Source organism: Streptomyces sp. Y1 (assembly GCF_041053115.1).
In the GTDB taxonomy this organism is placed as follows: domain Bacteria; phylum Actinomycetota; class Actinomycetes; order Streptomycetales; family Streptomycetaceae; genus Kitasatospora; species Kitasatospora rubellomurina.
This window is the reverse complement of record NZ_CP163445.1, coordinates 904,836-925,967: the sequence shown is the minus strand read 5'-3', so window position 1 is coordinate 925,967 and position 21,132 is coordinate 904,836. Positions and strand designations below refer to the sequence as shown.

Below are 21,132 nucleotides of genomic sequence, written 5' to 3'. Positions count from 1 at the left end.
CCGGGCGTCAGGCGACGCCGCGGGGGCGGAACTGGATGCTGATCCGCGGGCCCACCGGGCGGGCGGTCTTGGGGACGGCGTGCTCCCAGGTGCGCTGGCAGGAGCCGCCCATCACCACCAGGTCGCCGTGCCCGAGCGGGCGGCGGACCACCGGCCCGCCGCCGGAGCGCGGCCGCAGCGCCAGCGTGCGCGGCTCGCCGACCGACAGGATCGCGACCATGGTGTCCTCGCGGGCGCCGCGCCCGATCCGGTCGCCGTGCCAGGCCACGCTGTCGCGGCCGTCCCGGTAGTAGCAGAGGCCGAGGGTGCGGAACGGCTCGCCGAGCTCCCGCGCGTAGTGCCGGCTCAGCGCCGCCCGGGCCTCGCCGAGGAGGGGGTGCGGCGGCTCGGCGTCCGCCGGGTAGGAGGCGAGCAGCCGGGGGACGTCGACCGTCCGCTCGTACATCTCCCGCTGCTCGGCCCGCCAGGGCACGGTCGCGGCCAGGTGTTCGAACAGCTCGTCGGCTCCGTGCAGCCACCCGGGCAGCACGTCCAGCCACGCCCCGTCGCCGAGCACCATTCGCCGCAGCCCGCCGAGCGGCCCCAGCCGGGAGCCGCCGGTGTCGGCGTCGTCGAACAGCGACGGCTGGAGGTGGACGGTGCTCCGCATGAGGCCAGCGTACGCCTTGATTCGAACAGATGCGCGAACCAGGGGAGGGGAAACTCCCGGCCAAGGACCGAGCGCCGCCGATACGGTCGGCCCGTGTGCGCCTACGCGTTCGACCACGACACGCTGCACTACGCGTGCGTCGAGTGCCGGATCAGCTTCAAGCGGCACCCCGGCGCCACCGGACACAGCTGCCCGCGCTGCGCCGGGCCGCGGTTCGAGGGCTTCGAGCCGTGCGGCTGCGGGCGGGAGCCGAAGTTCCGCCCCGGGCCCGCGCCCGGGTGCGGGCCCGCAGGGTCGCCGCCGCCCGGACCGGCGTGCCGCTCGCGGAGCTGCTCGGCCGGGCCGACCCGCTGACGGCGACGCGCCGCCGGTAGGGCGGAAATCCCGGTGCGGTGCGATCGAGCGGTCTGCCATCCTCGGGCGCATGTCAGCCCGTAACCGCCGGCTGCCGCGCGATCTCGCGTGGCCGCTCACCCTGACGGACATCCGTACGGCCATCGGCCCGGAGGAGGCGGCGGCCGCCGGCGTGGACTTCGGTGCGCGCCCGTGGGGGGACGGGACCGCGTTGCACGTCGAGTGGGTGCCGCGGCTCCCCGCCAACTACGGGGGCGGCATCCATCCGGCGTGGTGGAACACCGTGCGGATCGGGGTCTCGCCGCTGCCGGCGGGCGAGCGGGCCGCGGCCCGGCGGGTGCTGCGGGAGGGCGCGCTGCCGGAGCTCGCGGAGTGGATCGGTGCCGCCCGGCGGGAGTCGGAGACCTGGAGGCTGTCGCGGCACAGCCGCTCCTGGCGGCCCGAGGGCGAGGGCGCCGTGCACCGCGACGACGGGCGGCCGTATCGCTGACCCGCCGGGGCCTAGCCTGCGGGTATGGCGATCGACGGCTTCGGGGTGACCGAGTTCCAGTTGGTGCTGTTGCGGCGGATGGCCGACTTCCGGCCCGAGTTGGTGGAGGAGGCGGTGCGGCGGCTCGGGGCCACGCGGGCGGGGATGCGGGAGGCGAACCGGCGGTGGCAGGCGATGGTGCGGTCGTCGCGCTTTCCGCGTGGGGGTGGGCGGTACGCGGTGGTGCTCGGGGCGGCGGAGCGGAGTGCGGCGCGGCGGGTCGGGGATCTGGAGTGCGTGGCCCGGCAGTGGGCGCTGCCGCTCTGGCCGCAGTTGCGGTTCGAGGTGCTGCTGGGGCCGGCGGAGATCGGGGCGCCGGTGCTGAACGCGTGGCTGGTGCGGGCGGAGGGGGTGCCGGCGCCGGTCCTGCGGACGGTCGCGGACCTGGTGCCCTGGGGCTGTGTGGTGGGCGATGTGGGGGCGGCCTTTCCGGGGGCCGTGCCGCGGGAGGGGAGTGCGCCGACGCGCTTCCGGCTGGACTTCGCGGCGCCCGACGTGGACGGGCGGGTGCGCTCCTGGGCGGCCGACTTCACCTGGGGGCTGTTGCAGGAGGTACGGGTGGCTGAGGAGCAGTCATCGGATTTCCGATCGATGCAAGGCGATATTCAGTGAATACCTTCGATTTGCAGGCCGATATGAGGGTGTGGGAGTGTAATCGCAGACACTGAACAGCCTTGAGAGCGGAAAGCGAAGGATCATGTCGGGCGACGCGCGCGTCATCGTCGGAGTAAGCGGTTCCCTGCACAGCCTCACCGCCCTGCACCGGGCGGCCGAGGAGGCCCGGGCCCGGCAGGCGCTGCTGGTCCCGGTGCTCGCCTGGACCCCGGTCGGCGGCGAGCGCAGCTACCGCGCCCGCCCGTGCCCGCCGCTGCTGCGCGCCTGGCAGGACGCGGCCGAGGCCCGGCTGGAGAGCGCGCTCGGGCAGGCCTTCGGCGGCCTGCCGATCGGCCTGTCGGTGCGGCCGCTGGTGATGCGCGGCGAGGCCGGGCCGGTGCTGACCGAGCTGGCCGACCGGCCCGGTGACCTGTTGGTGGTCAGCGCCGGGCAGCACGCCTCCGTGCGCGGGCGACTGCGCCGGCTGGTGCGCGGCTCGGTCGCCCGCCACTGCCTCGACCACGCGCGCTGCGGCGTGCTCGTCGTCCCGCCGTCCGGCCTGCACGAGGACCTGCGGGCGCTGCACCGCGGCGAGGTCGACCTGCGGGAGCTCATCGCCGCCTGACGGCTTCGCCTGACGGCTTCGCCTGACGGCTTCGCCTGACGGCTTCGCCTGACGGCTTCGCCTGACGGCTTCGCCTGACGGCTTCGCCTGACGGCTTCGCCTGACGGCTTCGCCTGACGGCTTCGCCTGACGGCTTCGCCTGACGGCTTCGCCTGACGGCTTCGCCTGACGGCTTCGCCTGACGGCTTCGCCTGACGGCTTCGCCTGACGGCTTCGCCTGACGGCTTCGCCTGACGGCTTCGCCTGACGGCTTCGCCTGACGGCTTCGCCTGACGGCTTCGCCTGACGGCTTCGCCTGACGGCTTCGCCTGACGGCTTCGCCTGACGGCTTCGCCTGACGGCTTCGCCTGACGGCTTCGCCTGACGGCTTCGCCTGACGGCTTCGCCTGACGGCTTCGCCTGACGGCTTCGCCTGACGGCTTCGCCTGACGGCTTCGCCTGACGGCTTCGCCTGACGGCTTCGCCTGACGGCTTCGCCTGACGGCTTCGCCTGACGGCTTCGCCTGACGGCTTCGCCTGACGGCTTCGCCTGACGGCTTCGCCTGACGGCTTCGCCTGACGGCTTCGCCTGACGGCTTCGCCTGACGGCTTCGCCTGACGGCTTCGCCTGACGGCTTCGCCTGACGGCTTCGCCTGACGGCTTCGCCTGACGGCTTCGCCTGACGGCTTCGCCTGACGGCTTCGCCTGACGGCTTCGCCTGACGGCTTCGCCTGACGGCTTCGCCTGACGGCTTCGCCTGACGGCTTCGCCTGACGGCTTCGCCTGACGGCTTCGCCTGACGGCTTCGCCTGACGGCTTCGCCTGACGGCTTCGCCTGACGGCTTCGCCTGACGGCTTCGCCTGACGGCTTCGCCTGACGGCTTCGCCTGACGGCTTCGCCTGACGGCTTCGCCTGACGGCTTCGCCTGACGGCTTCGCCTGACGGCTTCGCCTGACGGCTTCGCCTGACGGCTTCGCCTGACGGCTTCGCCTGACGGCTTCGCCTGACGGCTTCGCCTGACGAACAGTCAGGCAGCGTGCACCGTGCGGCCGTTGATGACCGTGCGGACCGGCTTCAGGTCGCGCAGCCCGTCGACCGGGCAGGTCAGCGGGTCGGCGGGCCACAGCGTCAGGTCGGCCAGGGCGCCGGGGCGCAGGCTGCCGCGCAGGGTGCTCTCGCCGGTGAGCCGGGCGGCCTCGACGGTGTGCAGGGCGATCGCCTCGGCCCGGGTGATGGCGTGCTCGGGGCCGAGAACCCCGGCCGTGGTGCGGCGGGTGGTCATGCCCCAGACCGAGAGCATCGCGCCGTAGGGGCCGATCGGGAAGTCCGAGCCGGCGGAGAGCCGGCCGCCCTCGTCGAGCCACTCGCGCAGCGGGAAGAGCGCGGCGGTGCGGGCCTCGCCCCAGGCACGCTGCTGGGTGCGGGCACCGTCGTGCAGCAGCGGGTGCTGCACGGTGACGGGGATGCCGAGCGCGATCGCCCGGGCCCGCTGGTCGGCGCGGGCGAGGCCGCCGTGCTCGACGACCAGGGTGCCGGGCGGCAGGTCGGGCCGGTGCTTGAGCACCTGCTCGAAGACGTCCAGCAGGACGCGCAGCCCGCGGTCGCCCCAGGCGTGCACGCCGACCCGCCGGCCTCGCGCGACCACCCGGTCGACGGCCGCGACCAGCTCCGCCGGCTCCCACAGCAGCCGGCCGTGGAAGCAGGGCTGCCCCGCGTAGGGCTCCTCGACGGCGCCCGCCTCGAAGCCGCCGTCGATGCCGAACTTGACTCCCCACAGGCGCAGTTGGTCGTCGTCGCGACCGGCGGCCGTCCACTCGTCCATCCGGTCCAGCAGGGCGTCGACCTGCTCGGGCGTGCGGGTGGCGAAGCCGGAGACCAGGGCCCGGACCCGGACGGCGAGCGCGCCCTCGGCGCGGGCCGCGTGCAGCACGTCCAGGTCCTCGACCGGGACGAGGCAGTCGCGGACGGTGCCGATCCCGGTGGCGGCGAAGGCGGCGGAGGCGGCCCGCAGGCCGTCGATCCGCTCGGCGAGGGTGGGGCGCGGCAGCACCCGGTCGACCAGCTCGGTCGCCCGGTTGATCAGCCGGCCGGTGCGCCGGCCGTGCGCGTCGCGTTCGATCACCCCGCCGGGCGGGGCCTCGGTGGCGTCGGTGATCCCGGTCAGGCGCAGCGCGGCCGAGTTGAGCACCATGTTGTAAGCGCCTCGGCGGACCAGCACCGGATGGTCGGTGGTGGCGGCGTCCAACTCCTCGGTGGTGGGCAGGCGTTGCTCGGCCAGCTGCACCTCCTGCCAGTTGACGGTGGTGGTGATCCACCGCCCGGCGGGGGTGCGGGCGGCGCGCTCGCGGATCAGCCGGAGGAAGTCGGCGAGGTCGCGGGCCTCGTGGACGGGGACGCCGTGGACGCTGTGGCCGGCCATGACCAGGTGGGCGTGGGTGTCGTCGAAGGCGGGCAGCACGGTGGCGCCGGGGGCGTCGACCACCTCGGTGGCGGGCCCGGCGAGGGCGTCCAGGCCGTCCGGGGCGGGGGAGAGGGCGGTGATCCGGCCGCCGGTGACGGCGATCGCCCGCTGCGGCGGCTCGCCGGGGGCGAGGGTGTGCACGGCGGCGGCGCGGATCAACAGGTCGGCGGAGGACGGGGTGCTCATGACGGCTCCTGGGGGACGGTCTCCTGGGGGACGGGGGACAGCCCGGTGACCTTCTCGACGTAGCGCAGGCTCGGCTCGGCGAGCAGGCGGTGCAGCTCGGTGAAGAGGGCGCGCGCGGGGCCGGCGTTCCAGTCCTCGGGCAGCAGCGACTCGGGCAACCCCGGGTCCAGGTACGGCAGTCGGCGCCACTGGGTGAGCATCGGCAGGTAGGCGCGGAACGCCTCGGCCGGGTCCGGCCGGTTCGGCGGATCCGGTCGGCTCGGCGGGCTCGGTCGGCTCGGCGGGCTCAGTCGGTGAAGGGCCGGCCGCCAGGCGTCCGAGAAGGCCGCGTACTGCGCCTCGATCGCCGGGAGGTCCCACCAACTCGCCACCGCCGTACGGAGGTCGGCGAAGCCGGCGTACTCGGCGGAGAGGAACAGGTGGACGTAGCCGTCCAGGCCGAGCCGGGCCAGCAGGCGGCGGGCGTCCGGCAGCAGCCGGGCGGGGGCGAGCCAGACGCCGGGGGCGGCGTTGCCGAAGCCGAGCCAGCTGAGCCGCGAGCGCAGCTGGTGGCGGTGGGCGCGCGCGGACTCGGGCACCGAGAAGACGGCGACCACCCAGCCGTCCGCGAGGTCGGCCGGCTCCAGGCTGTGGAAGATCCGCCGGTCCCCCTCCTGGAACACCGGCTCCATCGCGGCGGCGAGCCGGTAGCCGGTGGCGTCGCGGCGCTCCTGGAGCAGGGTGCCGGCCTTCTTCAGCCGGGAGATCGCCGAGCGGACGGACGGGCCGTCGACGTCCAGTTCGGCCATCAGCGCGATCAGGTCGGCGATCGATATCCAGCCGCCGAGGCGGCGGACGAACTCGCCGTAGACGGTGTGGATCAGGGCGCTGGGCCGGGTGGTGCCGTCCGGCATGTGCGGGCCCTCCTCCCTGGAAGTCGGTGGTGATCATAGCCGTGGCGCCCCGGTCAGCAGTAGGCGCCGGAGAGCAACTGCCCGGCACCGGGGGCGAAGGCGGGCAGGCCGAGGGCGCGCAGCAGCTGGTGGGTGGTGCAGATCGCGGCCGAGACGACCGGCTTGCCGAGCTGCCGCTCCGCCTCCTCGACGGCGGACAGCGAGGGCATCTGCACGCAGGCGGAGAGCACCACGGCGTCGGCCTCGGCGTGCGCGAGGCCGCGGGCGATCGCGGGCAGCCGGGCCGGGTCGTGGGCGGCGACGTCCAGGTTGTCGCCGATCTCCAGGGCCGCGTGGTCGAGGACCTCGACGCCCTCGGCGGCCAGGTAGTCGACGACGGTGCGGGCCAGCGGCCGCAGGTACGGGGTGACCAGGACGACCTTCCGGGCGCCGAGCGTCCGCAGCCCGGCGACCAGGGCGCCGGCGCTGGTGACCACGGGCGCGGGCGCGCCGTTCTCCACCGTGCGGCGGTGCAGCCGCTGTTCGGCCTCGCGGTGGTAGCCGGGGCCGGTGGCCATCACGGCGACCAGGCAGGCGTAGCCGATCACGTCGACCCGGGCGTCGGCGAGTTCGGCGGCGCAGCGGTCCGACTCGCCGTCCATGGCGCGCAGTTGCTCGGGGGTGACCCTGGTCATCCGCATCCGGCTGGAGTGGAAGGTGAACCGCTCGGGGGCGACGGCCTCGCGGGCCCGCAGCAGGGCGGGGACCTCGGTCTCCATGGTGACGTTGGAGCTGGGGACGATCTGGCCGATCCGGTACGTGGGCGGCATGGGCGTGGTGCTCCCTTCGGCGGATGTCGTGCGGGCATCGGTCACGTGCGGGCGTCGATGACGGGGTTGGCGAGGGTGCCGATCCGCTCGATGGTGGCCTCGACCAGGTCGCCGGGCTGCAGGAACTGCGGCGGGACGAGGCCGGCGCCGACGCCGGAGGGGGAGCCGGTGGCGATCACGTCCCCCGGTTCCAGGGTCATGCCGGAGGAGATGTCGGCGATCAGCCGGGCGATGCCGAACAGCATGTACCGGGTGTTGGAGTCCTGCCGCAGCTCGCCGTTGACCCGCAGCGAGAGGTCGAGGTCCTGCGGGTCGGGGATCTCGTCGGCGGTGGCCACGACCGGGCCGAACGGCGCGTAGCTGTCCTGGCCCTTGGAGAAGAACCACTGCCCGGACCGGCGCTGGTCGCGGGCACTGACGTCGTTGACGATGCTGTAGCCGAACACGTGCCGCAGGGCGTCCTGTTCGGCCACCCGGAAGGCGGGTTCGCCGATGACCACGGCGAGTTCGCACTCCCAGTCGAGCTGCTTCGTCAGGTCGGCGTTGTGCAGGATCGGCTGGCCGGGGCCGGTGACGGCGGTGGCGGGCTTGCCGAACAGGACCGGGCGGTCCGGGAGTTCGCGCTCGGTGTCCAGGCTGCGGTGCGATTCGGCCACGTGCTCCACGTAGTTGAGGCCGACGCCGACGATCTTGCCGGGGCGCAGCGGGGCGCAGAGCGTGACCTCGGCCAGCGGACGGGTGTCCGGCGGGCGGGTGCCCGGCGTGTCGGCGAGCAGGCGGCCGGCGAGGGCCAGGGCGGGCCGGCCGGCCCGGATCAACCCGAGCAGGTCGCCCGGGAGTTCGGCCCCGGCGGCGCGGGCGAGGGCGGTCAGGTCGGCGACCCGGTCGGCGCCGATCCGCGCGCCGAGGCGCGGGGTGTCGTCGCCGTCCGCGCGGTAGGTCAGCAGGTGCATGGCTGCGGTACTCCTGTCGGGAAGGTCAGGAAGGTCGGGGAGGCCAGGAAGGTCAGGAGGCTCAGGAAGGCCAGGAGGCTCAGGAAGGGGTGGCGGGCTGGTGTCCGTCGTGGGCCGGGTGGGCCTCCTCGCGGTAGAGGCCGAGGGAGTGCATCACCGGGAAGTCGTTGAAGGAGAACAGGCAGGCGTCCTCGCCCTGGTCGAGGTTCGCGTGCTCGTGCCAGGCCCAGGACGGGACGACGAAGACATCGCCCTGCTGCCACTCGAAGCGCTGCCCGGCGACCACCGAGACGCCGTGCCCCTGGGCGGCGGTGTAGACCACCGAGCCGGTGTGCCGGTGGGCGCGGGTGGCCTGGCCGGGGCGGAGCAGCTGCAGGTGGGCGGCCATGGTGGGCATCACCGAGCCGCCGGTGACCGGGTTGGTGTACTCCATGACCACGCCGTCGTAGGGCGAGCCCTCGGTGGCGCGGGCGAGCCGGCGCAGCGCGTCGTAGCTGGGCTCCCAGGGCCAGCCGAGCAGCGGCGAGTAGGGGCGGGTCCACTTCTCGGCGCCGTACGGCAGGAGGTTGCCGCCGTAGCTGAGCAGGGAGGAGTTCGCCACCGGGCCGGGGCGCTGGTACAGCTCGGGGTGGACTTCGTAGAAGTTGGCGTCGAGGGTGTTGACCAGCGGGATGTCCAGGCCGTCCTGCCAGATCACCGGCTCGTCGTCGGCCTCGTTGCCGTGCTCGTGCCAGGTGTTGTTGGGGGTGATGGCGAAGTCGCGCGGGCCGACCCTGAGCTTCTGCCCGTCCACGATCGTCCAGGCGCCGGTGCCCTCGTGGACGAAGCGCAGGGCGGCGGCCTGGTGGCGGTGCGCGGTCATCGCCTCGCCGGGGCCCATGATCTGCAGGCCGGTGTACAGCAGGCCCACGGCGGCGCTGAGTTCGCGGCGCCCGGGGTTGACCAGCATGACCACCCGGCGGCCCGCGTCGTCGGCCTTGACCAGGGGCAGGGCCTTACGGACCAGCGGGCGCAGGTCCGCGTAGCGCCACAGCACGGGGACGGACCTCGGCTGCGGGTACCAGGGCTCGATCTCGTTCGCCACCGTCCACAGCGCGCCGGCCTGGTGCTCGGCCAACTCCTCGTAGTAGGCGAGCAGTTCGGGGCTCTCGGTGACGCGGGACCGGCCGATCCGGTCGTCGTCGTAGCGGGCTTCCTCGCGGCTGGTCATGCCTCCTCCTGGGGGAACGAGAGCGGCCGCAGCGGACGGTCGTCCACCCGCAGCCGGAAGACGTCGAAGCGGTTGTAGTGGCCGACGATGTCGTGCATCTGCTTGGGCTGGATGCAGCGGCCGAGGTCGATCTCGGCGTAGACCACGCCCTCCTCGTCCACCAGCGGCTCGGTGACCGGCCGGCCGTCCGGGCCGAACACGCCGGACAGGGCGTTGCGCGGGCGGGCGAGCTGCTTGCGCACCTGCGGGTCGCCGTCCGCGATCAGGTCGGCCATCTCCGGGGAGATGGTGGAGCAGGAGACGACGGTGAACACCTTGCCCTCGAAGCAGTGCGCGGCGGCGCGCAGCGAGATCGCCTCCGCCATGTCGTAGTCCTCGGGGGCGACCGGCAGGGCGATGTAGCAGGCGGCGTGGACGAGTTCGCCCTGGGCGAGCAGGGTGAAGCGGGCCAGCGGGTTGGTGTTCTCGCCGCAGGCGAGCGCGCCGAGCGGGCCGACCGCCGTGCGGTGGACGCGCAGGGTGCTGCCGTCGCCCTGGGTCCAGGTCAGCTTCTCGGCCCAGGTCGGCACCAACTTGCGGTGGGCGGCGAGCAGTTCGCCGTCCGCGCCGATGATCAGCAGGGTGTTGTACAGCGCCCCGAGGCTGTGCGGGCCGCGCTCGTTGACGCCGATCACCACGACGGTGCCGGTCTGCCGGGCGGCGGCGCACAGGGTGTCGACGTACGGGCCGGGGACGTCCACGGCGGCGCGGAACAGGCGCTCGTACCAGGGCGAGCCCTGCACCGGGGTCATCGTCCAGTTCCAGTACGGGTAGCCGGCCACGAAGACCTCGGGGAAGACCACCAGGGACGCGCCGTTGCGGGCGGCCTCGTGGATCAGGGCGACGGCCTTGTCGACGGTGGCGGCCGGGTCGAGGTAGACGGGGGCGGTCTGGACGGCGGCGGCGGTGAAGCGGGGGAGGTCCAGCAACGGGTTTCTCCTTGCCTGTTACGGGGCGGGCCGCCAGCGGCGGTGGACGGGCGGGGCGCTCTCGCGCAGCAGGTGCAGGCGCGGGGCGACCCGGTCGGCGCCCGGGCCGGGCGGCTTGCGGCTGCCCGCGCGCCAGGGCTCGGGCCAGTGGACGCCCGGGCCGGTGCAGCCCTGGTCGGCGGCGGCGTGCAGGGTCCACAGCGGGTCGTACAGGTGGGCGCGGCCGACCGCGACCAGGTCGGCCCGGCCGGCCAGCAGCACCGAGTTGGCGTCGTCGTGGCCGGAGATCGCCCCGACCGCGACGGTCGGCAGGCCGGTGGCGGCGCGGACCAGCTCGGCGAACGGCGTCTGGTAGCCGCGCCCGTACGGCGGCCGCTGGTGCGCCACCACCTCGCCGGTGGAGACGTCCACGGCGTCCGCCCCGGCCTCGCCGAGCGCCCGGCAGATCGCCACCGCCTCGGCCTCGGTGGTGCCGCCGGGAGCCCAGTCGCAGGCCGAGATCCGCACCAGCAGGGGCCGCCCGGTGGGCCAGGCGGCGCGGACGGCGGTCAGCACTTCGAGTGGCAGCCGCAGCCGGTGGGCGAGCGGGCCGCCGTAGCGGTCGGTGCGGCGGTTGGTGAGCGGGGAGAGGAAGGAGGACAGCAGGTGGCCGTGGCCGAACTGAAGCTCCAGCGCGTCGAAGCCGGCCCGGGCGGCGCGCTCGGCGGCGGCCGCGAAGTCGGCGGTGACGGCGGCGAGTTGGATGTGGTTCGCCTCGTGCGGGGCGGGGCTGTCGGCGTCCCAGGGCAGTGGCGAGGCGGCCAGCAGCGGCCAGCCCTCGGCCGCGGGGAGCGGGCGGCCGACGCCGTCCGGCCCGGGGGTGGCGGTGGCGCCCCGGCGGCCGGCGTGGGTCAGCTGGAGGCCGACCGGGGTGTCGCTCACCGCCCGTACGGCGAGCAGGAGTTCACGCCAGGCGGCCTCCTGGTGGTCGCTCCACAGCCCCGGGCAGCGGTCGGTGGTGCGGCCCTCGGGGCTGACGGCGGTCATCCCGGCGATGAGCAGGCCGGGGCCGCCGAGCGCCAGGGCGGTGAGCTGGGCCCGGTCGAAGGCGCTGGGCAGGGCGTCCGGGGAGGTGAAGGTGGCCAGCGGCGGCACGACGATCCGGTTGCGCAGCTCCAGCGCGGCCAGCTTCAGCGGCCGGAACATCGGCGGCACTCCGGGCGAGCCGCCGAAGGCGGTGTCCACGGCGTCCACGAAGCCGCGGTCGCGGGCCCGCAGGCCGTCGTAGGTGACCCGGCGGCTGCGGGTCAGCAGGTTGAACGCGAACTGGTCGGGGCCCTGCCCGGTGCGCCGCCCGATCGTCTCGAACCACTCCAGGCTCGCCTGCGCCGCCCGCTGGGTGGACTCCACCACCGGCCGCCGCTCCGCCTCGTAGGCGGCCAGCGCGCCCGCCAGGTCCGGCTGTTCGCTCAGCGAGGCGGCGAGCGCGAGGGCGTCCTCCAGGGCGAGCTTGGTGCCCGAGCCGATCGAGAAGTGCGCGGAGTGCGCGGCGTCGCCGAGCAGGACGACGTTGCGGTGTCGCCAGCGGGCGTTGCGGACGGTGGTGAAGCGGATCCAGCGGGAGGCGTTGGGGATCAGCCGGCAGCCGTCCAGGTGCGGGGCCAGCAGCTCGGCGCAGCGGCGCACGCTCGCCAGGTCGCTCTCGCCGCGGCCCCACTCCTGTGCGGCCAGCGCCTCGAAGCCCGCCCGGCGCCAGGCGTCCTCGGCGATCTCGACGATGAAGGTCGAGCGGGTGGCGCTGTACGGGTAGGCGTGCACCTGCAGCACGCCGAAGTCGAACTCCTCGACGATGAAGGTGAAGGCCTCGAAGACCCGGTCGGTGCCGAGCCAGATGTAGCGGCCGTGCCGCTCGTCCAGCTCGGGGCCGAAGGCGTCCGCGTACGCCGCCCTGGTCGGCGAGTGGATGCCGTCCGCGGCGACCACCAGGTCGTACTCGGCGGCGAGTTCGGCGAGCGGCGGGGCGGCGGTGCGGTAGCGCAGGTCCACCGCCAGCTCCTCGCAGCGGGCGCGCAGGACGGCGCGCAGCCGGTTGCGGTCGAGGGCGGCGAAGCCGTGCCCGCCGCTGGTGCGCACCTGGCCGGCGTAGCGGACGTCGATGTCGCTCCAGCGGGCGAACTCGGCGCTGATCGCGGCGAAGACCTTCGGATCGGCCTGGGCGATGCCGTCCAGGGTCTCGTCGGAGAACACCACGCCGAAGCCGGACTCCGTCTCCGGGGCGTTGCGCTCGAACACGGTGATCCGCCGGTCCGGCGCCAACTGCCGGGCGAGGGCGGCGAAGTAGAGCCCGCCCGGGCCGGCGCCGATCACCGCGATCCTGGACGCCCCGGTCACGACAGCACCTCCGGCTGCTGCGGCCCGGCCCCGGTCAGCGCGCGGCGCACCGGCTCCGGCCACGGCTCGGCGCCCTTCGCGTGCGGCGCGGCGTGCACCACCGCCATCCGCCCCTCGGCCGCCAGCCCGTTCGGGCCGTGCACCTGGAAGGCGTAGTGCAGCGAGGAGCCGCCGACCCGGACCACCCGCAGCTCGGTGCGGACGACGTCGCCGAACCACAGCCGCTCGCGGTAGTCGGCCTCGAAGTGCACCCGGGGGATGCGCCCGAACAGCTCGGCCAGACCGAGCCGGCGCAGCAGCGCGGCCTCGGCGGCCTCCGCCCAGCGCTGGACGGCGGAGAAGTGGTAGTGCCCGGCGGCGTCGGTGTCGGACCACTCGACCCGGCGCTCGATGGTCATGCTCGCGGGGGCTGCCGCCTCGCTGGGGTCCGTCGTGGAAGCCGGGCCGGCCGCCCGCCGCCGCAGCTCCGCGCGGCTCAGTTTGCCGGTGGCCGTGCGCGGCAGCGCGGTGACGAACTCGACCGCCCGCGGGTACTTGTAGGGCGCGATCGTCCGTTTCACGTGCTCCTGCAGCGCCCGGACGGCCTCCGGCCCGGCCGGTGCGCCCGCCCGCAGCACCACGTACGCCTTGACCACCGCGCCGCGCAGCTCGTCCGGCGCCGCGACCACCGCGCAGTCCGCGACGTCCGGGTGCGCGGCGAGCGCCTGCTCGACCTCGGGCCCGGCGATGTTGTAGCCGGCCGAGACGATCATGTCGTCGTTGCGGGCCCGGAACCAGAAGTAGCCGTCGCCGTCGCGCACGTAGGTGTCCCCGGTGAGGTTCCAGCCGTCGCGGACGTAGCCGCGCTGCCGGTCGTCGGCGAGGTAACGGCAGCCGGTCGGGCCCTTGACGGCGAGCAGGCCGGGCGTGCCGTCCGGCACCTCCCGCCCCTGCTCGTCCAGGACCGCCGCGCGGTAGCCGGGCACCGGGCGGCCGGTCGCGCCCGGGCGGATGTCGTCGTCGGCCGCGGAGACGAAGACGTGCAGCAGCTCGGTGGCGCCTATGCCGTCGATCAGCCGCTGCCCGGTGGCGGCGCGGAAGGCCTCCCAGACGGCGGCGGGCAGCGGCTCGCCGGCCGAGACGCAGCGCCGCACCCCGGCCAGGCGCCCGGCCTGCCCGGCGGCCAGGATCGCCCGGTAGGCGGTGGGCGCGGTGAACAGCACGCTCACCCCGTGGTGCTCGACGTGCTCGGCCAGCTGCTCGGGCGAGGCCTGCTCCAGCAGCAGGCTGGCGGCGCCGGCCCGCAGCGGGAAGACCAGCAGCCCGCCGAGACCGAAGGTGAAGCCGAGCGGCGGGGTGCCGGCGAACAGGTCGTCGGGGGTGGGGCGGAGCAGGTGGCGGGAGAAGGTGTCGGCGATCGCCAGCACGTCGCGGTGGAAGTGCAGGGTGGCCTTGGGGCGGCCGGTGGTGCCGGAGGTGAAGGCGATCAGCGCGACGTCGTCGGCGGCGGTCGGCACGGCGGGGAAGCCGGCGGGCTTGGCGGCGCTGCGGGCGGTGAGGTCGTCCGGGCCCGGGCCGCCGTAGGGCAGGACGCGCAGCCCGGGCGTCTCGGCGCGGCGCAGCTCGTCCAGGAAGCGGTGGTCGCACAGGGCGAGGACGGGCCGGGCGATGGCGTGCAGCTCGGTGAGCTCGGGGGAGCGCAGCAGCGGCACGGTGGTGACGACCACGCCGCCGGCCTTCAGCACGGCGAGCCAACAGGCCGCGAGGAAGGGGGTGTTGGGGCCGCGCAGCAGCACCCGGTTGCCGGGGACGAGCCCTTCGTCCTCGGTGAGCAGGCGGGCGATCCGGTCGGTGTGCTCGCGCAGCTCGCCGTAGCTCCACCGGCCGGTGGGGGTGAGCAGGCAGCGGCGGTCCGGCCCGAGGCGGTCGATCGTGTCGTCGAGCAGTGCCCGGGCGCAGTTCAGTCGCTTCGGGTAGGCCAACTCCGGTGTTTCGAAGAGGAGTTCCGGCCACTGGTCGGGAGGCGGGAGGTGGTCTCGGCAGAACGTGTCCAGGTGCGCGGAAGGGGTGAGCTCCATGGGCGGACACCTCATCGGGCGAGCGGGGAGTGAGGCCAGTATGGCGCGCGGGTGACGGCAGTCAAGAGAGCGATACACGCATTCGGGGGAAGGACCGGCCGCCCGCTCCCGCCCGTGCGCCTGGACCCACCGGTGAGTGGGCCTGGCCACACTTCTGCGGCGATCCTCGGAACGCCGGCCTCCGTTCGGTGCAGAGTGGGGGGCGGTCGAACGGAAACGGGAAAGGCACGGCGATGAAACAACTGCTCGGATGGCCGGCCCGGGCCGGGACGGGGTTCCTGCGGGCGTGCGCGGTCGCGGGCGTCACCATGGCCGTCCCCGCGCTGTGGGCCGCCGCGGCGGCGCTCGGCGTCCACGGCGGCGCGGGCAACCCGTGGTCCTGGCTGCTGCCCGTGGTGCTGGCGGTCACCGGCACCCTCGCGGCCTCCCGCCCGCTCTGCCGGGCCGTCCGCGCCCTCGTCGCCCGCTGGACCGGCACCGCCGTCCCGGCCGGCTACCGCGAGCCCGGGCCGGTCACCCGGATGGCCACCGGCTACTGGTGGAACGGCGACCGGTACGAGCGCACCCGGCGCGACGCCCTGATGGACCAGCGGATGCGCACCTACTGGCGCGACCCCGCCACCTGGCGCGACCTGCGCTTCACCGCCCTGGCGCCGCTCACCGCCGGCCTGCCCGCCTGCCTGCCGCCCGCCGGCGCGGCCGCCGCCGTCCTCGCCCTCACCGGCGCGGCCCCGCTCCTCGTCGGGCCGATCGGCGCCGCCGTCGCGATCGGCACCGCCCCGTACGCCTGGCGGGCCCTCGAACCCGCCGCCGTCCGCTTCCTGCGCCCCTCCACCGCGATGCTGCTCGCCGACCGAGTCGACCAACTGACCGCCCAGCGCGCCGACATGACGGTCACCCAGGCCGCCGAGATCCGCCGCATCGAACGCGACCTGCACGACGGCGCGCAGGCCGGCCTCGTCGCCATCGGCATCTCGCTCGCCACCGCCGAACGCCTGATGGCCACCGACCCCGAACGCGCCCGCGCCCTGCTGCGCTCCGCCCGGGCCGGCGCCGCCGGCTCGCTCGCCGAACTGCGCGACCTCGTCCGGGGCATCAACCCGCCGGTGCTCAGCGAACGCGGCCTCGTCGACGCCGTCCGCGCCCTCGCCCTCACCACCCCGATCGCCGTCACCGTCACCGCGCCCGCCGACCGGCCCCGGCTGCGCCTCGACCCGCCGATCGAATCGGCCCTCTACTTCGGCACCGCCGAACTGCTCACCAACGCCGTCAAGCACGCCCGGGCCACCGCGGCCCGGATCACCCTCGCGCACGACGGCACCGGCATCGTCGTCGAGATCGAGGACGACGGCCGCGGCGGCGCCACCGTCCGGCCGGACGGCGGCCTCGCCGGGCTGCGCCGCCGACTCGCCGTCTTCGACGGCACGTTCGAACTGGAGAGCCCCGCGGGCGGCCCCACCCGTGCGATCATGGTGGTCCCATGCGAATCCTTGTAGCCGAAGACCTCTACCTGCTGCGCGACGGCATGGTCCACCTCATCGAGGCGTACGGGCACGAGGTGGTGGCCACCGCCGCCACCGGCCCGGAGACGCTGCGGGCGCTGCTCGCCTTCCGCCCGGACGTCGCCGTGGTGGACGTCCGGATGCCGCCCACCCAGTCCGACGAGGGCCTGCAGGCCGCGCTCGCGGCCCGCCGGGAGGTCCGCGGGCTGCCGGTGCTGATCCTCTCCCAGCACGTCGAGCAGCTGTACGCGCGCGAACTCCTCGCGGACGGCGCCGGCGGCGTCGGCTACCTCCTCAAGGAGAGCGTCTTCGACGGCGAGCAGTTCATCGACGCCCTCGAACGCGTCGCCGCCGGCGGAACGGCCATGGACCCGGCCGTCATCGGCGCGCTGCTCACCTCCGGCACCTCCCACCGGCGGCTGGAGCGGCTCACCGAGCGCGAGTACGAGGTGCTCGGCCTGATGGCCGAAGGACTCTCCAACCAGGCCATCGCCGGACGGCTGTTCCTCAGCGACAGCGCGATCAGCAAGTACACCACCTCGATGTTCGGCAAGCTCGGGCTCACCGACGACGACAACGTCAACCGGCGGGTCCAGGCGGTGCTCGCCTACCTCGACCACTCCTGAGGCCCTTCAGGCCGTCGGGCGGATCCGCAACGGCCGGAGGCCGGCCTCCCGGGCGGGAGACCGGCCGCCGGCCGAGGTGCCGCCGATGTCCGGCCGCGTCACCGACGCGTCGGTCCGGTTCGCCCCCCCGGCCGGAGGTGTGATCGCCGACCGCGGCCGAGGCCGGCGCGGCGAACGGCAGGAGCAGCGCCTGCACCAGACCCGCGATCAGGGGGAGAGCGAGCAGTGGAGCCGTCCGACGCCGGCCGGTGCGCCCCCGACGAACGGTGACGTCCGCGACGCCGCTCGAACGGGATGATGGGGTTTCCATACCTCTCCTGCGATAGGCCAACAAAAGGAAAAGGGACCTTCCCGCCGGCCGGTATACAGCCGGTCAACGAGCCGTCAACGCAGCCGCCACCCCTGCGAGGGCGCCGGTCGGCCCCGTACACCACCTCGATAACTCCCCGGGGTGGTAACGGGTTTCAGGCAGGGGTGGCGCCGTCGCTCGAATCCGCGCCGTCCAGGGCCAGGCGGGCGCGCTCCGCGAGCAGCCGGGCGAACACCGGCAGCGCCGGGGCGGCGGCGGAGGCGCCCGGACCGGAGTCCCGCACGTACAGCAGTGTGCCGCCCACCCGGACCAGCGCCGCGACCCCGCCGGGGCCGTTCGCCCGGGCGGCGCTCTGGTCGCCGATCGGCGGCAGCGGCACCGGCGTTGCCGCCGGCGCGCTGCCGAGGAAGTCGAGCGCGCCGGTGAAGGCCCGGGCGGCGATCTCGGCGGAGTCGAAGGAGAGCACGGTGAACTGCACGTGCTGGGCCGGCGAGGCCCGGAACGTCACCGTGGCGTAGGTCAGCGGGGCGGAACAGAGGGTGGCGGGCAGGCCGGTCAGCAGGCACGGCGCGTCGCCCGCGCCGCTCGTGCCGGTGTCCGGCCCGCTCTCCACCTGCCAGCCGCCCGGCGGCAGCGCGCCGACGTCCGGGAGGACCTTGCGGGCCCCGGCCGGCTCGCGCAGCGCCTGCCCGCCGTGCGCGACGTGCGGGCCGTCCGGCTTCAGCAGCGGACGCGAGCCCAGGTGCATGCCGAGCGCGACCAGCGCGGTGACCAGGACCAGCGCCAGTGCCGCCACGATCGCCACGTTGCCGCGCCGGGCCGCGAGCGCCCGCGCGCCGGTCACGGCCGGGTCCAGCCGCAGGTGCACGGTCGGTGGATCGGCCGGGCGGCCCAGCTCGGTGGACCGTACGTACTGCGCGAACGCCTCGTCGGTGGCCAGCAGTTCGGTGACGGCGGCGGTCAGCTCGGCCCGCGCCCGCTCGTCCCCGGGGCTCGCCGCGACGGCGTCCACCGCCCGCGCCCCCTCGGGCGTCGCCCGCAGCCGCGCCCGCACCACCTCCGCCACCGCCCGCCCCGGCCCCCCGGCCACCCCCTGCGCCAGCCGCACCAGCGCCCCGACCACCCCGGGCACCAGCGCCGGCTCCCGCCCCTCCGCCATGGCAACTCCCCCCGCCGCCGCACGAGCCGTCACCGCCCACGATCCCGGACGCCGCCCCCGTTCGTGCGCGGGCCGGACGGAACGGAAACCCAACTGCAACCGGCCCCGGACGGCGGCGGTACGGCTGTGGCCGCTGGGGCGGGGAGTGGCGGAGGAGGGGCGGGGCGGCGCGGCCCGGAACAGGCCGGAGGCCGGTCTCCCGGGCGGGGGACCGGCCTCCGGTTCAGATCAGATCGGTCCAGGTCGGCATGTCGATCACCCCCGTGGTGTGGGCGACCCGCCCGGTCGCGAGTCCGACTGACGCGGATTCAAGCACCGGGACCGGGCCCGGACAAGGCCTCCGGCCGCCCGACTGGTCAACCGAGGCCGGGGCCCGGGCGGCGGCCTCAGGGCCGGTGCTGGGCGGGGACGGGCAGGCGCAGGAGGAAACGCGCCCCGCCGCGGGCGCTGCGGTCGACGGTGAGCGAGCCGCCGTGCGCGTGGGCCACCCAGGCGGCGATGGACAGGCCGAGGCCGCTCGATCCGGCGCCGCTGCGGAAGCGCTCGAACAGGGACTTCGCCTGCTCGGGCGGGATGCCGGGCCCCGCGTCGTCGACCGTGACGGTGCCGTCCGCGCCGACGGCGACCTCGACGGCGGCGGGCTCGCCCGGGGCGTGGCCGTGGGCGAGGGCGTTGCCGAGCAGGTTGGCGACGGCGCGGCGCAGCAGTCCGGCGTCGGCGTGGACGACCACCGGCTCGGCCCGTACGGTCACCCGGTGCCCGTCCGCCGGGGTGTCGGCGACGACGGCCTCGACGAGCTGGTCGAGCCACAGCGGCTCGCGGTCCAGCGGGACGGCTCCGGCCATCAGCCGGGCGCGGGTGAGCAGGTCGTCGACCAGCTCGCTCATCCTGGTCGACTGGCGCAGGGTGCGGCGCATGATCTCGGTGGTCTCGGCCCCGCCGCGCAGGCCGGTCTCGGCGAGCAGCCGCAGCGAGGCGACCGGGGTGCGCAGGTCGTGGGCGGCGTCCGCGAAGAAGGCCTCCTGCTGGTCGAGCGCGGCCAGCGCGGGCCGCACCGCCCGTCCGGCGAGCCAGTGGCCGGCCACGGCCGAGACCGCGACCAGGGCGGCGCAGGCGGCGGCGAGGAGCAGGGCCAGGCGCTCGTGGTCGTCGAGGTTGGAGGAGACGTCGACGGCGGTGACCACCACGCCGTCGGAGTTCTCGGTGGCCGAGGTGGAGAAGGGCTGGGCGGACAGCCGCAGCCGGTGGCCGTTCGGCGCGGTGACGGTGGCCCGGCTGAGGTCCCCCTCCCGCAGCGCCTCGTCGGCGATCGCCTGCAGGGCCGCCGTGGGGACCACCAGGCACGGCCGGTGCGGGGCGGCGAGGGGCGCCACCTGCTCGCCGTTGCCGGTGAACAGCGTCACCGGCGGGCAGTCGTACCCGCCCTCCCTCGGGTCCGGGTACTCGAGCGCGCCCTGCTCGTCGTAGTGCAGGTCGGCGGTGAACTCGCTGGTGCGGAGCTTGAGATCGGCGTCGACCTGGGAGCGCCAGGACGCGTCGTCCGCGTGCACCGCGATGACCGTCATGCCGACCAGCCCGAGGGCGCTGACGAGGGCGAAGAGCAGGGCGATCCGCCGCCGCAGCCGGCGGATCCGGCCCGCCGGGGTGGGCGGCGCCGTCCGGCGCGGCCGGCGGAGCCGCGCGAGCGGGCGTCTCACTCCGGCGACTCCAGTCGGTACCCGACGCCGCGCACGGTGTGGATCAGCGGCGGGTCGCCGAGCTTGCGGCGCAGCTGGGAGACCAGGACCTCGACCACGTTGGAGTTGGGTTCGGTCAGCTCGTCCCAGCAGCGCTCGATGAGGTCGGTGCGGCGCACCGCCTCGCCGGGCCGGGTGGCGAGGGTCTCCAGGACGGCGAACTCCTTGGTGGTGAGGGAGAGCAGCACGCCGTCGCGGCGCACCGTGCGCCGGGCCGTGTCGATCTCCAGGCCGCCGCAGCGCACCACCGGCGGCCGGGCGACGGCGGTGCGCCGGCACAGGTTCCGTACCCGGGCGACCAGTTCGGGTACGGCGAAGGGCTTGACGAGGTAGTCGTCGCCGCCGGTGGCGAAGCCCTCGACCCGGTCGGCGACGGTGTCGCGGGCGGTGAGGAACAGCACCGGTACGGTCCGGCCGTCCGCCCTCATCCGGTGCACGTAGTCCGCGGAGTCGCCGGAGGGCAGCATCCGGTCGAACACGACGCAGTCGTAGGCGGTGACGAACAGCGCCTCGTCGGCGGCCGGCAGGTCCGCGGCCTCGTCGACGGCCAGTCCGCTGCCGCGCAGCGCGGCGGCCACGGCGAACCGCAGGTCCTCGTCGTCCTCGACCACCAGTACTCGCATGCCGGCCAGGATAGCCGTGACCTGGGACGGAACCGCCGGGCGGCGGTCTCGGTGGACGGTCACGGCAGGGGTCCTTCGGCAGGGCGGTGGCCGGCGCCGGGGCGCCCGGGACGTCGACGCGGCGCCCCCTCGCGGGGGATCCAGAGGGCGCCGCCGTCGACCTGGACGAGGTTCCCAGGCGCAACCTGAGGATTCGATGAGGCCGGTGGCCGCCGCGACCGCTCACCGGCAGTGCTGGGTCAGCAGCCTCCGGTGCCCCAGGTCCCCGACGTGCCGGCAGACGGCCTTCAGCGGCCGCATCCCGGCGGTGGCCGCCACCGTGGCCGCGGCCGCCCCCACCAGGAGCACCGCCACCAGCGCCACCGCGACGAGGGCCGCCGGCACGCCCGGCGGAGGACCACCCCGCACCGCGCCCCGACCCCACCCACCGCCCCGCCCGTTCCCGATCCGCTGCTCCGCCATACCCCGAGCCTCGCCGGGCGCCCCTGAGGATTCCGTGAGCGCGGATCCGCCGACCCCCGACCGTTGGGCGGGTGC

At 75.3% G+C, this 21,132-nt stretch carries 19 protein-coding genes and 1 pseudogene; 6 read left to right on the top strand and 14 right to left on the bottom strand.

The window, feature by feature from the left end; all coding sequences use genetic code 11:
* Nucleotides 1-7: 7 nt before the first annotated feature.
* The gene (locus AB2U05_RS03820) at nucleotides 8-649 is read right to left on the bottom strand and encodes an alpha-ketoglutarate-dependent dioxygenase AlkB (RefSeq protein WP_369182430.1); all 642 of its coding nucleotides are present in this window, start codon (nucleotides 647-649) and stop codon (nucleotides 8-10) included.
* Nucleotides 650-742: 93 nt separating this feature from the next.
* On the opposite strand from AB2U05_RS03820, the gene AB2U05_RS03815 reads away from it, so the two are divergent.
* The 4 genes from AB2U05_RS03815 (at nucleotide 743) to AB2U05_RS03800 (ending at nucleotide 2,751) form a co-directional block, all read left to right on the top strand.
* Complete coding sequence (locus tag AB2U05_RS03815) at nucleotides 743-1,003, top strand: hypothetical protein (RefSeq protein ID WP_369182429.1); 261 nt, start codon at nucleotides 743-745, stop codon at nucleotides 1,001-1,003.
* 70 nt (nucleotides 1,004-1,073) lie between these two features.
* The gene (locus AB2U05_RS03810) at nucleotides 1,074-1,493 is read left to right on the top strand and encodes a hypothetical protein (RefSeq protein ID WP_045711104.1); all 420 of its coding nucleotides are present in this window, start codon (nucleotides 1,074-1,076) and stop codon (nucleotides 1,491-1,493) included.
* A gap of 24 nt (nucleotides 1,494-1,517) precedes the next feature.
* Entirely contained in the window at nucleotides 1,518-2,144 is a 627-nt protein-coding gene (locus AB2U05_RS03805) for a hypothetical protein (protein ID WP_369182428.1), read from the top strand.
* Nucleotides 2,145-2,229: 85 nt separating this feature from the next.
* On the top strand, nucleotides 2,230-2,751 hold the full coding sequence (locus AB2U05_RS03800; protein WP_045696139.1) for a universal stress protein: 522 nt from the start codon (nucleotides 2,230-2,232) through the stop codon (nucleotides 2,749-2,751).
* A gap of 1,008 nt (nucleotides 2,752-3,759) precedes the next feature.
* Here the strand turns inward: AB2U05_RS03800 and AB2U05_RS03795 are convergent.
* The 9 genes and pseudogenes from AB2U05_RS03795 to AB2U05_RS03755 all read right to left on the bottom strand — a co-directional run.
* Entirely contained in the window at nucleotides 3,760-5,379 is a 1,620-nt protein-coding gene (locus tag AB2U05_RS03795) for an amidohydrolase (RefSeq protein ID WP_369182427.1), read from the bottom strand.
* Nucleotides 5,376-6,272 (bottom strand): PaaX family transcriptional regulator C-terminal domain-containing protein, encoded by an 897-nt coding sequence (locus tag AB2U05_RS03790; RefSeq protein WP_369182426.1) that lies wholly within the window; start codon nucleotides 6,270-6,272, stop codon nucleotides 5,376-5,378. Before AB2U05_RS03790 ends, AB2U05_RS03795 begins: the two co-directional genes overlap by 4 nt.
* A gap of 53 nt (nucleotides 6,273-6,325) precedes the next feature.
* Nucleotides 6,326-7,081, bottom strand: coding sequence for an Asp/Glu racemase (locus AB2U05_RS03785; protein WP_369182425.1), 756 nt, complete (start codon nucleotides 7,079-7,081; stop codon nucleotides 6,326-6,328).
* Nucleotides 7,082-7,122: 41 nt separating this feature from the next.
* Nucleotides 7,123-8,034, bottom strand: coding sequence for a fumarylacetoacetate hydrolase family protein (locus AB2U05_RS03780; RefSeq protein ID WP_369182424.1), 912 nt, complete (start codon nucleotides 8,032-8,034; stop codon nucleotides 7,123-7,125).
* A 79-nt stretch (nucleotides 8,035-8,113) separates the two neighbouring features.
* On the bottom strand, nucleotides 8,114-9,244 hold the full coding sequence (locus AB2U05_RS03775) for a cupin domain-containing protein (protein ID WP_369182423.1): 1,131 nt from the start codon (nucleotides 9,242-9,244) through the stop codon (nucleotides 8,114-8,116).
* Nucleotides 9,241-10,212 carry a carbon-nitrogen hydrolase family protein gene (locus tag AB2U05_RS03770; RefSeq protein WP_369182422.1) on the bottom strand — a complete coding sequence of 324 codons (972 nt, stop codon included), beginning with the start codon at nucleotides 10,210-10,212 and terminating at the stop codon, nucleotides 9,241-9,243. Before AB2U05_RS03770 ends, AB2U05_RS03775 begins: the two co-directional genes overlap by 4 nt.
* Before the next feature lie 18 nt (nucleotides 10,213-10,230).
* Nucleotides 10,231-12,582, bottom strand: coding sequence for an FAD-dependent monooxygenase (locus tag AB2U05_RS03765; RefSeq protein WP_369182421.1), 2,352 nt, complete (start codon nucleotides 12,580-12,582; stop codon nucleotides 10,231-10,233).
* On the bottom strand, nucleotides 12,579-13,061 hold the full coding sequence (locus AB2U05_RS03760; protein WP_369185887.1) for an acyl-CoA thioesterase: 483 nt from the start codon (nucleotides 13,059-13,061) through the stop codon (nucleotides 12,579-12,581). The genes AB2U05_RS03765 and AB2U05_RS03760 overlap by 4 nt, the downstream gene beginning before the upstream one ends.
* A pseudogene (locus AB2U05_RS03755) lies at nucleotides 13,041-14,639 on the bottom strand (AMP-binding protein); the annotation flags it as partial. The gene AB2U05_RS03760 and the pseudogene AB2U05_RS03755, both read right to left, overlap by 21 nt.
* 233 nt (nucleotides 14,640-14,872) lie before the next feature.
* On the opposite strand from AB2U05_RS03755, the gene AB2U05_RS03750 reads away from it, so the two are divergent.
* Nucleotides 14,873-16,135, top strand: coding sequence for a sensor histidine kinase (locus AB2U05_RS03750; RefSeq protein ID WP_369182420.1), 1,263 nt, complete (start codon nucleotides 14,873-14,875; stop codon nucleotides 16,133-16,135).
* Nucleotides 16,120-16,767 (top strand): response regulator, encoded by a 648-nt coding sequence (locus AB2U05_RS03745; protein WP_369182419.1) that lies wholly within the window; start codon nucleotides 16,120-16,122, stop codon nucleotides 16,765-16,767. The genes AB2U05_RS03750 and AB2U05_RS03745 overlap by 16 nt, the downstream gene beginning before the upstream one ends.
* A 464-nt stretch (nucleotides 16,768-17,231) precedes the next feature.
* Here the strand turns inward: AB2U05_RS03745 and AB2U05_RS03740 are convergent, their stop codons facing one another.
* The 4 genes from AB2U05_RS03740 to AB2U05_RS03725 form a co-directional block, all read right to left on the bottom strand.
* Nucleotides 17,232-18,236 carry a hypothetical protein gene (locus AB2U05_RS03740; RefSeq protein ID WP_369182418.1) on the bottom strand — a complete coding sequence of 335 codons (1,005 nt, stop codon included), beginning with the start codon at nucleotides 18,234-18,236 and terminating at the stop codon, nucleotides 17,232-17,234.
* Nucleotides 18,237-18,622: 386 nt separating this feature from the next.
* On the bottom strand, nucleotides 18,623-19,933 hold the full coding sequence (locus AB2U05_RS03735; protein WP_369182417.1) for a sensor histidine kinase: 1,311 nt from the start codon (nucleotides 19,931-19,933) through the stop codon (nucleotides 18,623-18,625).
* The gene (locus tag AB2U05_RS03730; RefSeq protein ID WP_045696249.1) at nucleotides 19,930-20,595 is read right to left on the bottom strand and encodes a response regulator transcription factor; all 666 of its coding nucleotides are present in this window, start codon (nucleotides 20,593-20,595) and stop codon (nucleotides 19,930-19,932) included. Before AB2U05_RS03730 ends, AB2U05_RS03735 begins: the two co-directional genes overlap by 4 nt.
* A 222-nt stretch (nucleotides 20,596-20,817) precedes the next feature.
* Complete coding sequence (locus AB2U05_RS03725; RefSeq protein ID WP_167352918.1) at nucleotides 20,818-20,979, bottom strand: hypothetical protein; 162 nt, start codon at nucleotides 20,977-20,979, stop codon at nucleotides 20,818-20,820.
* Between the last annotated feature and the right edge of the window lie 153 nt (nucleotides 20,980-21,132).

Excerpts from the sequence above, each read along its gene's own strand:
- AB2U05_RS03730 (WP_045696249.1), bottom strand. The coding sequence starts at position 20,595 with ATGCGAGTACTGGTGGTCGAGGACGACGAGGACCTGCGGTTCGCCGTG.
- AB2U05_RS03785 (WP_369182425.1), bottom strand. The coding sequence starts at position 7,081 with ATGCCGCCCACGTACCGGATCGGCCAGATCGTCCCCAGCTCCAACGTC.
- AB2U05_RS03795 (WP_369182427.1), bottom strand. The coding sequence starts at position 5,379 with ATGAGCACCCCGTCCTCCGCCGACCTGTTGATCCGCGCCGCCGCCGTG.
- AB2U05_RS03810 (WP_045711104.1), top strand. The coding sequence starts at position 1,074 with ATGTCAGCCCGTAACCGCCGGCTGCCGCGCGATCTCGCGTGGCCGCTC.
- AB2U05_RS03750 (WP_369182420.1), top strand. The coding sequence starts at position 14,873 with ATGAAACAACTGCTCGGATGGCCGGCCCGGGCCGGGACGGGGTTCCTG.
- AB2U05_RS03800 (WP_045696139.1), top strand. The coding sequence starts at position 2,230 with ATGTCGGGCGACGCGCGCGTCATCGTCGGAGTAAGCGGTTCCCTGCAC.
- AB2U05_RS03740 (WP_369182418.1), bottom strand. The coding sequence starts at position 18,236 with ATGGCGGAGGGGCGGGAGCCGGCGCTGGTGCCCGGGGTGGTCGGGGCG.
- AB2U05_RS03790 (WP_369182426.1), bottom strand. The coding sequence starts at position 6,272 with ATGCCGGACGGCACCACCCGGCCCAGCGCCCTGATCCACACCGTCTAC.
- AB2U05_RS03805 (WP_369182428.1), top strand. The coding sequence starts at position 1,518 with ATGGCGATCGACGGCTTCGGGGTGACCGAGTTCCAGTTGGTGCTGTTG.
- AB2U05_RS03775 (WP_369182423.1), bottom strand. The coding sequence starts at position 9,244 with ATGACCAGCCGCGAGGAAGCCCGCTACGACGACGACCGGATCGGCCGG.
- AB2U05_RS03820 (WP_369182430.1), bottom strand. The coding sequence starts at position 649 with ATGCGGAGCACCGTCCACCTCCAGCCGTCGCTGTTCGACGACGCCGAC.
- AB2U05_RS03780 (WP_369182424.1), bottom strand. The coding sequence starts at position 8,034 with ATGCACCTGCTGACCTACCGCGCGGACGGCGACGACACCCCGCGCCTC.
- AB2U05_RS03745 (WP_369182419.1), top strand. The coding sequence starts at position 16,120 with ATGCGAATCCTTGTAGCCGAAGACCTCTACCTGCTGCGCGACGGCATG.